Genomic DNA, 12,953 nt, shown 5'->3' on the forward strand with positions numbered 1-12,953 from the left:
GGGAGTAGAACGATGGTAAAAGCGATATCTTTCTCTGACTCGGAGATTATCTATCCCGATAGTGACGGTAAACCGATGGCCGATAATACCAAACAATTTCGCTGGATTGTGACGATTAAGGAAAATCTCGAATGTTTATTCGCAGAGAATGACCATGTGTTTATCGCCGGCGATCTGTTGTGGTATCCCGTCGAGGGGGATAATAAAACCTGTCAAGCGCCGGATGCTATGGTGGTGTTTGGCAGACCCAAGGGCGATCGAGGTTCCTATAAGCAATGGTTAGAGAACCAGATTGCGCCGCAGGTAGTCTTTGAAATTCTCTCTCCGGGCAACACTAAAGCGGAAATGCGCCGAAAATGGCAATTTTATCAGCGTTTTGGCGTAGAAGAATATTATCTCTACGATCCCGATGCTAATTATCTACAGGGTTGGTGGCGCAGGGGTGATCAATTGGAGATGATTCCCGCGCTCGATAATTGGCAGAGTCCGCTTCTACAGATTCGTTTTCAACTGGAGAGTCCCCAGTTAGCTATTTTTTATCCCGATGGCTCCCGGTTTTTGACCACCCTAGAAATCAAGCAAAAGGCTGAATTAGCCGAACAGCAAGCCCAACAGGAACGCCAACGGGCCGAATTGGCTGAGGCAAAATTAGCCCGCATAGAGGCGCAATTACGGGCAATGGGGATTAATCTAGAGGAAAGCTAACGAGAGGCCGGAAGGACGGGATTTAACCACTGGAGAATCTCATCTTTGAGACGGGAATTATCCCGGGCAAGTCCCTGTTTTAACCATTGGCCGATCGCATCGAGGGGAGTAAATACTTCTCCGGTTTGCCAACTGACATCTTGACTCAAGGGAGTGAGATGATTGCCCGGGAGAGTTCGCAGGGTAATTAAATCATTAAAGCGTTTTTTTAGCAGGGGATTTAATACCAGAGATTGATCGATCGTGTCGTCTTGAAAACGGATTAAAAGATTGCGACGAATGGCATAATCTTGGAAAATTAACTCGTTTGTTTCTTCGGGGGAAGGGGTAAATTCGAGGTTAAAAGTGGTGTCAATTTGCAAAGGTTCGATAAAGGGAATAGCTCGACGAATGGGATAATTATTAAAGGAAATGAGGATATTTCCCGCCCGTTCCACTTCGTAGAGACTACCGATTAATAAATGTAGTTTACACCCCATACTGTGACCCAATCCGTAGATGGGGAGATAACCTTGGGACAGACTATGATTCCAGCGCAGACGTTCAATAATATTATCAAAACGGTTTAAAACTGTGCGGGCGATCGATTTGTGATCGAGGGTATTAACAAAGGGAGTCGCAACAATAGCGTATCCTGAATTGCCAAGACTTTCTAATAACCAACGATAGGTAATATTCGGGGCCGCCGCTACAAATGCCCCACCTAAAAAGTGAATGATACCCCGGGGACGACGAGGGAGAAAAACCCAATTACCTGCTATTTCTTGCCAATTCATAATTAGTTATCAGTTAATTAATAACTTAGTCACTCACTAAATAAATACCACTTCATATTATACTAAATCTTGTTTAAAAGGGATAGGAGATTAGCCAGAGATTAGCACGGCCCGATAAGAATAACTGCTTACCCAAGTTATAAAAAATCGGTAGGAATAGTTCTAGTCCAGTTTTTTCTTAATAAAAGCCACTAATTGAGACATTTGTTTCTTGATAGTTTCCATTTCTGTTTGCATTTGGGCAATTTGGGCATGGAGAGTCTGAATATCGGTGCTATAATCCCCGGTGAGTTCCTCTAGTTTCGGGCTAGAAACTGTTGGTTTGGGAGAATACTGTTTTGCCTTGGCTATCGCTTCTTTAATCGCTTGTAGCAATTGTTTTTGGTCGAAAGGCTTCTCAATAAAGGCAAAATGCTGGAAAGGTTCGGGGATTTTCTCTACTACCTCCTCTTTCCGTCCCGACATTAACACTAGGGGGATACTTTTGAGATTATCTTCGCTTTGAATTTGCTGAAACACCTCCCAACCGCTCATTTTTGGGAGAAGGAAGTCCAAAATAATCAAATTCGGGTTTTCAGTACGGATGAGATTATAGCCCTCTAATCCGTCTTTAGCTTCGAGAAATTCAAAGTTACCCTCTGGTAACATATCGCGAACGCGCATCCTAATCACTTTACTGTCATCGATAACGAGAATTTTATGATTTGACACGATAGACACCTGAGAAAAGAGACAATGGATAAACTCGATGATTCGAGGGGATATTGGCGAAAACTTTCGGCATAGGCATTGAGAATTCCCAAAAAACCCTTAGAAACTAAGATACACCATAAAGAAAAAACCTCGGTTAATGTCCGAGGCTGCTGTTGTAGGAGAACTCAATGCAAAACAAAAGGAAGATACCAAAACCAAAGAGGTTTTTATCGGTAAATCACCTTTGTTGTCCTATTGTAACCCCTGTTTAAGCGTATCGGGATGAAGTAGCACTTTTTAGGGCTAAATAACCTAAACTGAGACATAAAAGCGCATTTACGCCCAAAAATGCCTGAGCGATCGTACCAGAACCTAACCAGATCAGAGTAGGATGGATAACAGCACTGATACCTAAAGTCACCGCCATGGCTAAAGTTACCCCCACTGCTAACCATTTGGCTTGGGGATGACTCAAAAGCAGAGCAATCAGGACAAAGGGCAGGATAACACTAGCAAAAAGCGGATTAAGGGCAGAACTTCCCTGAATAACACCTCCTAGGTCGGAAAGAGAACTCCCCATCACTCGGAAAGGCCATTGGGGTAAATCGAAGATATAAAGACCTCTGAGGAAAAATAAGCCAGAACTGCCAAAAATTAGACCAGCATTCAAAAATCCGTTCCAGGAGAAGGGAAAATAACTTCTCAGCCACCAAGCAAGCAGATAAGAACCCAAAACCATAGCCATTTTGGGTAAAACTGCCACCGCACCGCCATCAATCCAGAAACGGGGATTGAGATAACCGTTATCGCGCAACCAACGCCAAAAATCCCGGAAAGTAATCTGTCCTTTCAGGGCCAATTGTAGGGCATTGCCCGCGTCTAATTGTCCGGCCCCAAAATGATTAAAGGGATCATCATTGATCTTACGGGCCGACTGTTGCAAAACCTCTAAAACTGCATTGGGTTCTTTAATTCCCGCAGCCTTGATTAAAGCTACCACGCCGGCAACGTGAGGGGCTGCCATGCTGGTTCCCTGAAAACCGAGGAACGCCGGTTCCCCTCCCTTAGCCGGATCGATGGTTTCTTGGATAATTTTACCCGTATCGGAGCCGCCTGGGGCAGCAATATCGATTCCGGCCCCGAAATTAGAATAGGGGGCTTTATTTCCGGAGGCATCTACCGCAGAAACGCCGATAACGTGCGGAAAACGGGCGGGATAGGCGGCGGAATTATCATCGGCATTACCGGCAGCGGCGACGATTACCACACCTTTACTATAGGCATATTCGATCGCCTCTTTCATTACTTGGGTTTCGCCTCCACCCCCTAAACTCATATTGATGACATCGGCTTTATTATCGACGGCAAAACGGATCGCTTCGGCAATATCTCCCACGGTTCCCCCACCCGTCCCGGAAAGCACCTTGAGGGGCATAATTTTGGCTTTGTAGGCGATGCCGGCCACCCCGTAGTTATTATTGGTCGATTGGGCAATTGTTCCCGCTACATGGGTTCCGTGACCGTTATCGTCCTCGGCATTGCCGCGATCGTTGACGAAGTCGTAGCCTTCGACAAACTCGGTTTCTCGCAGATCGGGAACTATTAATACACCTGTATCAATAACGGCGACGGTGATCCCTTCACCGTGATTTTCTTCCCAAGCGCGTTCGATGTTAATTCCCCTTAGGTTCCACTGTTTGCTATAGTCGGGGTCGTTGGGGGCGATAAAAGCATGATAAATATAATCGGCTTCGATCGATTCGGTGTATTTTTTTAGGTCGGAATTGCGGAGAGTTTTCAGGAGTTTGCTATCTCCATCAACAGTGTAAAGATGTTCATCAATGGAAAAGATACTATTTAAACTGGTGGGTTTTCCCGCTTTTTTGTTGATAGCATTTAACTGCTCATCGAGGACGCTGACGGGTATATCGTCTTTAAAGTCGATTAAAATTGATTGATATTCGCCCCGATTTGCTAATCCGGTAAAGTTAAAAATAGCAAATCCTAGACCGATAATAAATAGGGTTAACAATAAAATTTTTTTCATAGATTTCCTAAGAATTGATCATTACCAGCTAAGGTTTTTGTAGTTTTGATGAGAAAAGCTTATCGAAGTTCCCCTATTTTTGTCTCGGTTAAAGATAGAACTAACCGGTTACAAAAAAGTCACCTGTTGTTTATTTTAAGCTCGATCGCCGATCGCTGTTAATTCCCGACTGGCAAAAATAGCTTCGTAGTGGCGATAATGTTTAAATTCCAGGAGATTATAGAAAGGATCCTCCAGGAAAAAGGTTTTATGTTCGGTTATCTCCCCAGTAAAGCGAGTTTTTGGTTCGAGATAAAATTTTAGTTGATTGACTCGTGCTTTTTCGAGAAGATTGTCCCAATCGCTGGCATCCGGCAGAATTAGACCAAAATGGCGAGGATAAATGCTATTTTGGGGAGTAAGAGGCATTTCGGTGACGTGAGCGACTACCTGATGACCATAGAAATTTAAGATAATCGCTTTCTCGGTTTCCCTTCCCGCTAAACAACCTAAACCATCACAGTAAAAGCTTTTAGCGGTGGACACATTGGTAATCGGAATAGCGAGATGAAAAATTGCAGGTTGATTCATGGCGATCGAGTTTATCCGCATTCTACTAGGTTCCATTGTAGCGATCGAGGGGCAACTGTTACAGGAATTTTTTCTTGAAATTGGCCATTACCTAGGATTGGCCGAATAAATCTCAAGACATCAAAAAGTGCTGGCCTTTGCAGTAATCGGGTGGGGAAATTTTAGGCACTTTTTCCCTGAAAATTAGGTAATTGACCACCTCAAAATCGGTAAAACCCCACACCCCACACCCTACCTAAAGACTTTGTGCGATTCTAAAACCAGCGTGTTGATAAAAATTCCGGCGAAACCAATTGCGATAGTAGGGTAGGATTTCTGTACCGTTAGTCACCCAAGCTCCTCCTAACATCATTTTATGTTGACTATTAAAAAAAGGAGTGGAATTGTCAGCATAGAGGTAATGGGGTTGAAAGTCAGTTAAGGGATTAAAATCATCTTCTAGCCATTCCCAGACGTTACCGCGTAAATCATAAATTTCTGATTTATTACCAGCATTTTTTAACATTCCCACGGGAGTGGGAGAACAGAATTTTAAATTGAGGTTATAGTCATCAAAGTTATCGTTTTCTAGGCTATAACATCGATTTTTTTGATTGCCATAGGTGACTAAATTCCACTCAGCTTCCGTCATTAAACGTATTCCTTGACCTTGAAAACGAGAGTAAGCGATCGCTTCATAATAGTTAACTTCTACTGGCCAATCCAGAGGTAAATCGAGAACATCAAACATGGCTCGATATTGATAATTTCCTCCCTCATCTACCAGCCAAAATTTAGGATACTTGACTTGATAATGATTTTTCCATTGCCAAGCTTCCTCATCCCAATAACTGGGATTTTCGTAGCCACCATTATGGACAAATTCTTTAAATTCTCCGTTGGTAATCATATATTTACTCACCAGAAAATTGTTAACTTGAATTTGACGATAACCATACTCGTTGTCCCAACCATAAACAGGAGAATCCTGGGGTTTACCAATTTCTACTATTCCCCCAGAAACCTCCACCATTTGATTAGGATAAGCTTGACCAAAAGAAGGGGCATAATGCCAACCTTGAGGACGTTGTAGACAATCTAAGGGCAGTTGTCTGAGTAACATTGAAGATGTTTCAAAGTGAACACGCTGATGCTCAATTCCCATCATTAATGCCCAGAGAGAATGCTGCGGATGAATAGGAAGATTAAGGGGTACATTTTTAATTATTTCGACCACAATTTCATAGACTTGTTGACGATATTCCCAAACCTTCGCCACCCCGGGCCACTGAATATGGGCGATAGCGGAGTTTAATTCTTCAGAAGTTGCCGGATCTACTCCCACTCCAAACAATAATTCATAGTCAGGATTAGGGCTGTTTTTTAATAGGTTAACTATCTGCAATTTATTTAGATAAAAAGCGGCAGCATGACCTAAATAAAAGATGAGGGGATTTCTTAAATCGTCAGGGTTACAATAAAAAGCTTCTTCTTTGATGATGCTTTTTAACAGCATATCTTCTAATTGCCAAGCATTTTCAAAATAGTCCAGTATATTTTCTCGACTACAGTTACTTAGAGAGATAGGAGCCTGTGCTTGAATCTTTTCCATGTTTTTGTGCCTCTATTACTGATGATAATTTTTTCGTTAATTACAGGGATAACTGACAGAGAATTAACCCAAATAAATTTTCAGGATCGGTGAAAACATTGAGCGGTTTTAATCCCTTTGACTCTAGGTCTTTTTGCATAGTTTCTAGGTTGAATTTACGCGAAATTTCCGTTAAAATACTTTCCGACGCTTGAAAATTAACTGTTAAGTCGAGTTTTTTGAGATGAACCTGGTGAGTTTTTTGACAAATTAAATACATTTCAATTTGAGATTGCTCTTGATTATAGATAGCTTGATGACTAAATAAATCAAGATTAAAATCAGCTTGAAAACGCCAATTTAAATGGGAAAGCATATTTAAATTAAAAGCGGCCGTCACCCCTTGAGCATCATTATAAGCTGCTTCTAAAATTGCCACCGGTTTTTGCAGATCAATCCCTAATAAAAAATAATCTCCAGCTTTTAGGACAGTGGCAATTTTTTCTAAGAATTTATCACATTCAGCCGCAGAAAAATTACCGATAGAACTTCCCAAGAAAAAAATCATTCTGGTATTATCGGAAGCATTTTGATAATAAGCTAAGGCCTGTTCATAGGTTCCAATTAACCCCTGAATGGGTAAATTAGGATATTCTTTTTGTAATTCTATGGCACTAGCTTTGAGAATAGTTTCACTAACATCGATAGGTACATATTTAGAGGATTTTTGCTGTTGATAATAAGCGTCCAATAACAGACGAGTTTTAGTGGAACTACCACTACCTAATTCGATCAATTCGCAGGCTCCTGTATAAGCGACAATTTCTTGAGCATATTCTTGGAGAATAGCCGCTTCTGTCCTAGTGGGATAGTATTCTGGCAATTGACAGATTGCTTCAAAAAGTTGCGAACCTTGCCGATCATAAAAATATTTAGATGGTAAACTTTTGGGGGTTTTAGTTAATCCTTCAATCACATCTTTGCCATCATCTCTAACTATATTTTGTCCCGTAGCAGCGGTGGCTAAATACTCAATTTGTAACAGTTCTTGGTTAGATTGTTTAAGTTGCATAGATTCTCCAGATTATTTTCCAGTTTTTTGATTGTTCTCGATCGATACCGAGGATGAAATCCACTTTGACAGCTTGAATACTGGCAGAGATTATCATTCCCTGGTAATCTTACCACTAAAATGCCGCAAAATTTCTCTCTTGTCTAGATAGACAAAGTTTCTGGATACTCAATAAAAGCTGTTAAATTGATTGCCAGTAAGCTGATGCTATTCAAGTAAAATTACTGGTTTAATTAATCAGTAAAGACTGCATTTCCTCTAAAGTAAGATTTTCTTGAATATAGCGAGGATTAAGGGGATGATAGGGACTAGCAAGACGATCTATCTTAATAATTGTCGCGATTTCAGGAATGAGCGGAATATCGGGATCGTAGGGGGTGCTGCGGGTAAGGGAACTAGAAAAACCCTTAAAAATAGAGATTTCTTCTTCCTCCCCATCCACAGCAATAGTCACCAATAAAACCTCCTGGGGATTTTTGAGGGTATATTGTTCGAGTTGTTGACCAATATTCATAGAAAAATGGCTAATCATCGATAGCTAAAAACTTACTGTTGTAAAGCTGAACGTCCCTGTTTGCCAAGGCGAATAAGAAGAAAATGGGCAAAATAGAGAGTATAAAAAGAGAGACCAACTAAACCAAAAAAGCCCAAAACATTAGCAGTAGCTTCTGAATGAAAAATCTCGCGAAACTGCCAGGGTGCTTCCTGCCAAACCTGACAATAGGGAGAATTTAGCAATTCCCCTGACATAGCACAGGAAAGAAAAGGTAAGGTAGAAATTGCACCCAAAGGAGAATAGATAGTTACTGCCCAACGCCAAGCAGTAGTGACAAATTTAATCGGACTAGCGGGTAAATCTTTAATTTCATCGTTAATATCCACCCAAAACCAGAGAGAAATCGGGATTAAAATCTTAGCTAAAAAACTGGTGACAAAACCAATCGGCCAGGAAGCGATCATTAAATATACGGTAATTAACAAAAGACTAGCCACTCGCCAATAGATAATCAACAATTTTTGTAATGATTCGATTTTTGCAAATAAAGACCAAATCAACAAAACTGCCGGAATAATCACCGTAAATAGGACGGCTAAACGATAATCTATCCAAACGAGAGGACGAAACCAAAGTTGATTCATAAACTATTCAGACATAATTACACTGTCAACATTTTACTGTCTTCGGACGCAGCAGCTAAAATCGGCCACAGCTTGACCAACAAACAAAAAAACGAGGGGCGATCTCTTTATAGCTGAGATCGCCCTAAAGCTAGGATTCTACTGTGAGGAGAGAAAAAACCGCTGCCCGACTCCATTAATCGTCATAAACGCGACACTCGGCGGCATCGGGATTATCATCACAATACTTTTCGAAGTAGGTTTTTTGGGGGTGGTCTTGACGTTGGTGAGCTGCTTCTGCTTGTAATTCTTCCACCGCATCCCAAGCGGCGGCGCATTCGCCGGAGGTGGCACCTTCCGTACTACAGACGGTTCTGGCGTTTTCTAGCTCTTCTTGAATTTTATCTTGGATATTGCTCATGATTCCTCTGGAATTGATCTATTGACACTCTAACAATTATACAGTCACGTTCTCAAACCACAGGATCGGTTATCGCACTCGATCGCCCTTCCTGTGCTATTGAGCCGATCCTAGCGCAATTGTTGGGGAATTTAAGATCAAGATTTCCTGACTAGGCCAATTTTTAGCCCAGATTTCGCACTGGAGAAACGCCACAGGGATTTCTCCCCAGGATAGACAGCGAGCAGAAGCATATATCGACTTATTTAGGCCGTCTTACCAGTCTCGATGCTCCCTTAGACAGGGTGGCGCAGATCGAATAAGTTATTCTAGGGACTAGGGGAAAAAGACTGTTTTGCTGGCAATAGTCAGCATTCCTGTCACCAAAATGCCGACAATGCTAAGGAATCCAATGGTGGTAATGTTGACTCGTGCGTTGAGATCGTCAACCCGCTTTTCTAGTCGCGTAACTTTGGCATCTAAGGCCTTAATATCCCCTTTAATTTCTCCTAAACTGTTTTCGAGCGCTTTCTGTCCATTTTCTAGGTTTGTCAGTCGGGACTCGATCGCTGTCAGTCGGGATTCGATCGCCTTCTGTCCGCTAACGATTAAATCTTCTAACCTTTTCAGATCATTCTCGGTAACTGCTGTCATCAGTGACAATCCTCTTAAAGTTGAATTTTTCCCAGTCTCCTATCAATACTCTATCAATATTTTCTCGGTCGAGCATTTCTACTCTAGAATAAAAGATATTGCAATCCCTGTTAGGGAATTTATTAGAAACTTGAGGTATGTAAATGTGACATAATCACAGTTTCGCATTTAACCTTCATAAGATGGAATATGAATATCATTGACGCTTTAAATCTCAAAAACCCCCAAGATTACCCTTCTAGAGAAGCTTATCAGCAAGACGTTGTCAAAGCGGTACAGGTCTTAATGCGTTTAGGTATTATGGATAGTCCCTCGGCCGATTTAACCGCTTCCCTAGACTCTATCCTTGAGAAATTACAAGAGGATGAACTGGCTATCTACGGTAGAAAACGCAGTAAACAAGAAATTATCGCCGATTTAAAGCAAGTTAATAGTGAAATTGCCGAACTCGATCGAGAAATAGCCGACTTAGAATGGCAAATTGCCCTCAAAAAAGCTGAAATATCTGTTAATGAGGCATCTTAGGTTTTTATCTTGATTCTGGTTCGGTTTCTCCAAACTGAGCGCAATAATCATCCGCACTAATAAACTTGATCGTGAGTCCCAATTGACTCTAAAAGAATTGCCTGTTTCTGCTCATATTCAACGAATTTAAAGACAATTCTTAAATCATAGCCCACACTACAAGCATAAGAGTCTTTAAGCTCCCCTTTTAATTTGTGTGTTCTTAATCGAGGTTGAAATGGATCTACGGATAATAAAGCTAAAGTTTCTTGGATATTTTGAACTAAAAAAGCCTGTTTTTTCACAACTTTTCGAGCATTTCTAATAAATATATTCGAGCGTAATAAAACAAAATTCACGAAAGGATTTCCTCCATGATTTGTTCAGGTGTCAGGGGTTGACATTGACCTTGTGCAAATTCTTGTTGAGCTTCTTGAACATCTCTAAACAACTCTGTTCTTTTTTGATCTCGAAGACGATTCTGTAAAATATGAATGAGATTTTCTTGATCTTCAAGGGGAAGTCGCTCGGCTGCTTCTAAAATCTCTGCAAAGGTTGTTTGTATTGCCATTTTCTTAAGGGGCGATCGCTTAAACTATCTAGAATTTACAATCAAGGCTAAAAATGATGTTGGGTTTCGTTCCGAGTACCCCACCTAACAGATTGGTGATCGCACTAAGTTAAATTAGGTCGAGGTCTATTGGATTGATTGCTCAACTTCAACAATATCAAAATCTGGAGCCACATAATAATTTATGTATCCAGGCTTAACATCAAACCAAACAGATAAAGTTAAAATTTGTTTCCCATTGGGAGAAATAAAGGTAGCACTACATAATCTGTTTCCACAAATAATTTCTGGCCAACCTGGTACATAATCTGGAACAACACTTGGTTTTGGCTTCCAACCTAAATTGAGGATTTCTTGACGATACTCACCATAGGGAGATAAACCCTTAGTGGGAACTAGCTGTGCCTTAACCGCCTCTCCCCACAAGAAAACCCCAAAAAATAATATCCCGATATTTAACTTGATACTCATTATCCTTATTCAGCGAGAGTTACCGCATAACCATTTATTATATCGACATTTTTTGTCTAGTCAACCCAGAGGACAAAAAAACAGAAACTTGACCTGTATTCACCAGGTAAAGAATGTTATCTAGAAACATTCCCGACATTTCCGAAAATTGCCAAGGGTTGCTGATTTTTTTCTTAACCACAAAGACACAAAGGACACAAAGAGAGAGAGTAAGATATTTTCACTACTCTAAGAGCGCCAAGAGAGCCGAATCATCTAAGGACTAATATGAATTTGACTGAGAATATAACGCAAGCGATCATAATCATCTTTAAGTAAAACACTTAACTGTCTGCCTACATTCACTAACCATTGTCGATCAGCTTGACGCAATTGATACATCTGACGGATAGAAGCAGCTGCCAAAGCTTCCACGGGAGTATTTTTGACCTGTAATAAAATTCGTAAAAAGTCTAATTGTTCACTAAAATAAACCACTTCTAACGACTCACATTGATAAACTGCCTGATGAATTTGTGGAGGCCGGGGAGGAATATATTGATAGATATAACCTCGCCCGGCACCATTGCCATTAAATTGTCCAGGCAGGGTTTCAAAACCGACAATAGTTGCCCGAAATTCCGTTTTTAACATAGCGAAAATTTGCGGCTGTTGTTCCCGCAATTCAGCCAAAGATAACCCCAAAGCTCTAGCGCGATGTACCGAATCGATGGGTGCAGTGGTGGCAAAGGTGACAATCCCAAAAATCTTATTACCCGTTTCTTCATCGTAGGCTTTCACCCAACTACCAAAAGCAGGCATAAAAGGAAAGTTTAACTCCTCTGGTTCCAAACATTGCGCTAAAAACTCGGTCGTCGTCGTTTCGATAACTTCGGCGATATGATCGGGATGGCGGTTATCCGTGGCCAATTGCGGTAAGGGTGGACGCATGGTTATTTTTTGCCTTTAGCGGGGGCAATAATTACTTCTTCTAATTCCGAGAGATTAAAGGTAACTAACTTATCCCAGTTGCCCCCCTCAAAAAGAACGGCCACTTTCCCATCGCTTAAACGCTGGGCTAAACCTTCAAATTTATAGTAGGTATCATCGGGATTGGTGACTCGAACGGTACTACCTGGCAAAATCATAGGATTGACGACGAAATTATAATTACTGTCTCTTAGCTTATCAAAAATTAGTTATCAGGGGGTCGGTCGTCGATACCAAACTAGGCTACACTCTATAGGAGAAACCCGATGAATAACTTGATTATTTCGGAAAAATATGGCTAAAAAGCTCGATTTTGTTATTCCCGCCATCGGTGGAGTCACAGGAGCCAATTTATCTGCTTGTCTGGGAAATATCGGCTTAGTCGGCGGATTTGGCGGTATAAGCGTCGGTTTAGTGGGAATGACGGGGATTGGCATCCTGACAAGTTCGGCAATTTATGCCAGTCTGCAAGGACTAGAAACAAACGATCACAATGTCGGGTTAGCTTTGGGAATAGGAAGCCTTGGCGGAATCGGTATCTACTCTACCTTTGGGGGTGTGGGAGTCGCGGTTAAAGGTACAGCTTTCGCTGTTGGTGCCGGTTCTATGGCGATCGCTGGCGGCCTAGTCGGGTTAGGAATCTACGGAGTGATGAAAATGTTATCCCCCACCTACTCCAACAATAATTTTTAGGCTCTACCGAACCTGTCATGCAAAACTATCAACAACTTATGCTTGTAAAGCTTGTACAATAAGGCTTTGAGTTTTTGTTAGATTGATATTTATCAACTTTAGAACATTGCTGGACAGAGAGGGAGCTTGGGGACTTTTC

General features: G+C 41.3%; 18 protein-coding genes. 3 read left to right on the plus strand and 15 right to left on the minus strand.

From position 1 onward, the window contains the following. The first annotated feature begins 12 nt into the window (after positions 1–12). Positions 13–705 carry a Uma2 family endonuclease gene (locus IM475_RS10730; protein ID WP_287727527.1) on the plus strand — a complete coding sequence of 231 codons (693 nt, stop codon included), beginning with the start codon at positions 13–15 and terminating at the stop codon, positions 703–705. Here IM475_RS10730 and IM475_RS10735 read toward each other — a convergent pair. The 10 genes from IM475_RS10735 to IM475_RS10780 form a co-directional block, all read right to left on the minus strand. Next, the gene (locus IM475_RS10735; RefSeq protein WP_287727528.1) at positions 702–1,481 is read right to left on the minus strand and encodes a DUF1350 family protein; all 780 of its coding nucleotides are present in this window, start codon (positions 1,479–1,481) and stop codon (positions 702–704) included. The two genes, IM475_RS10730 and IM475_RS10735, sit on opposite strands and share 4 nt — an antisense overlap. Positions 1,482–1,643: 162 nt before the next feature. Continuing rightward, positions 1,644–2,192, minus strand: coding sequence for a response regulator (locus tag IM475_RS10740; RefSeq protein WP_287727529.1), 549 nt, complete (start codon positions 2,190–2,192; stop codon positions 1,644–1,646). 250 nt (positions 2,193–2,442) lie between these two features. Then, positions 2,443–4,221, minus strand: coding sequence for a S8 family peptidase (locus IM475_RS10745; RefSeq protein WP_287727530.1), 1,779 nt, complete (start codon positions 4,219–4,221; stop codon positions 2,443–2,445). A 135-nt stretch (positions 4,222–4,356) separates the two neighbouring features. Beyond that, a complete protein-coding gene (locus IM475_RS10750; protein ID WP_287727532.1) occupies positions 4,357–4,791 on the minus strand; it encodes a VOC family protein in 435 nt (144 codons plus the stop codon). Between the two features lie 235 nt (positions 4,792–5,026). After that, on the minus strand, positions 5,027–6,382 hold the full coding sequence (gene ovoA / locus IM475_RS10755) for a 5-histidylcysteine sulfoxide synthase (protein WP_287727533.1): 1,356 nt from the start codon (positions 6,380–6,382) through the stop codon (positions 5,027–5,029). Positions 6,383–6,422: 40 nt separating this feature from the next. Beyond that, positions 6,423–7,433 carry an L-histidine N(alpha)-methyltransferase gene (gene egtD / locus IM475_RS10760; protein WP_287727534.1) on the minus strand — a complete coding sequence of 337 codons (1,011 nt, stop codon included), beginning with the start codon at positions 7,431–7,433 and terminating at the stop codon, positions 6,423–6,425. 229 nt (positions 7,434–7,662) lie between these two features. Then, the gene (locus IM475_RS10765; RefSeq protein ID WP_287659809.1) at positions 7,663–7,947 is read right to left on the minus strand and encodes a DUF7734 family protein; all 285 of its coding nucleotides are present in this window, start codon (positions 7,945–7,947) and stop codon (positions 7,663–7,665) included. Between the two features lie 32 nt (positions 7,948–7,979). Then, positions 7,980–8,573, minus strand: coding sequence for a DUF3177 family protein (locus IM475_RS10770; protein ID WP_287727535.1), 594 nt, complete (start codon positions 8,571–8,573; stop codon positions 7,980–7,982). A gap of 175 nt (positions 8,574–8,748) precedes the next feature. Continuing rightward, positions 8,749–8,973, minus strand: coding sequence for a Calvin cycle protein CP12 (locus IM475_RS10775; RefSeq protein WP_002792997.1), 225 nt, complete (start codon positions 8,971–8,973; stop codon positions 8,749–8,751). Between the two features lie 315 nt (positions 8,974–9,288). Then, positions 9,289–9,606, minus strand: a complete 318-nt coding sequence (locus IM475_RS10780; RefSeq protein WP_287727537.1) for a DUF4164 domain-containing protein — start codon at positions 9,604–9,606, stop codon at positions 9,289–9,291. Between the two features lie 189 nt (positions 9,607–9,795). Between IM475_RS10780 and IM475_RS10785 the strand changes: the two genes are divergently transcribed. Continuing rightward, a complete protein-coding gene (locus IM475_RS10785) occupies positions 9,796–10,131 on the plus strand; it encodes a hypothetical protein (RefSeq protein WP_052276313.1) in 336 nt (111 codons plus the stop codon). A 56-nt stretch (positions 10,132–10,187) separates the two neighbouring features. On the opposite strand, the gene IM475_RS10790 is transcribed toward IM475_RS10785, so the two are convergent. The 5 genes from IM475_RS10790 to IM475_RS10810 form a co-directional block, all read right to left on the minus strand. Next, on the minus strand, positions 10,188–10,469 hold the full coding sequence (locus IM475_RS10790; protein ID WP_287727538.1) for a type II toxin-antitoxin system RelE/ParE family toxin: 282 nt from the start codon (positions 10,467–10,469) through the stop codon (positions 10,188–10,190). Then, on the minus strand, positions 10,466–10,681 hold the full coding sequence (locus IM475_RS10795; RefSeq protein ID WP_287727539.1) for a hypothetical protein: 216 nt from the start codon (positions 10,679–10,681) through the stop codon (positions 10,466–10,468). Before IM475_RS10795 ends, IM475_RS10790 begins: the two co-directional genes overlap by 4 nt. Positions 10,682–10,807: 126 nt before the next feature. Next, positions 10,808–11,152, minus strand: a complete 345-nt coding sequence (locus tag IM475_RS10800; RefSeq protein WP_104397709.1) for a hypothetical protein — start codon at positions 11,150–11,152, stop codon at positions 10,808–10,810. A gap of 255 nt (positions 11,153–11,407) precedes the next feature. After that, positions 11,408–12,082 carry an HAS-barrel domain-containing protein gene (locus IM475_RS10805; protein WP_002759297.1) on the minus strand — a complete coding sequence of 225 codons (675 nt, stop codon included), beginning with the start codon at positions 12,080–12,082 and terminating at the stop codon, positions 11,408–11,410. A gap of 2 nt (positions 12,083–12,084) precedes the next feature. Then, a complete protein-coding gene (locus IM475_RS10810; RefSeq protein ID WP_002759298.1) occupies positions 12,085–12,279 on the minus strand; it encodes an NAD(P)H dehydrogenase subunit NdhS in 195 nt (64 codons plus the stop codon). A gap of 136 nt (positions 12,280–12,415) precedes the next feature. Between IM475_RS10810 and IM475_RS10815 the strand changes: the two genes are divergently transcribed. Beyond that, a complete protein-coding gene (locus tag IM475_RS10815) occupies positions 12,416–12,814 on the plus strand; it encodes a hypothetical protein (protein WP_287727540.1) in 399 nt (132 codons plus the stop codon). The last annotated feature ends 139 nt before the right edge of the window (positions 12,815–12,953 follow it).

Source organism: Microcystis sp. M061S2 (assembly GCF_020245605.1).
Taxonomy (GTDB): domain Bacteria; phylum Cyanobacteriota; class Cyanobacteriia; order Cyanobacteriales; family Microcystaceae; genus Microcystis.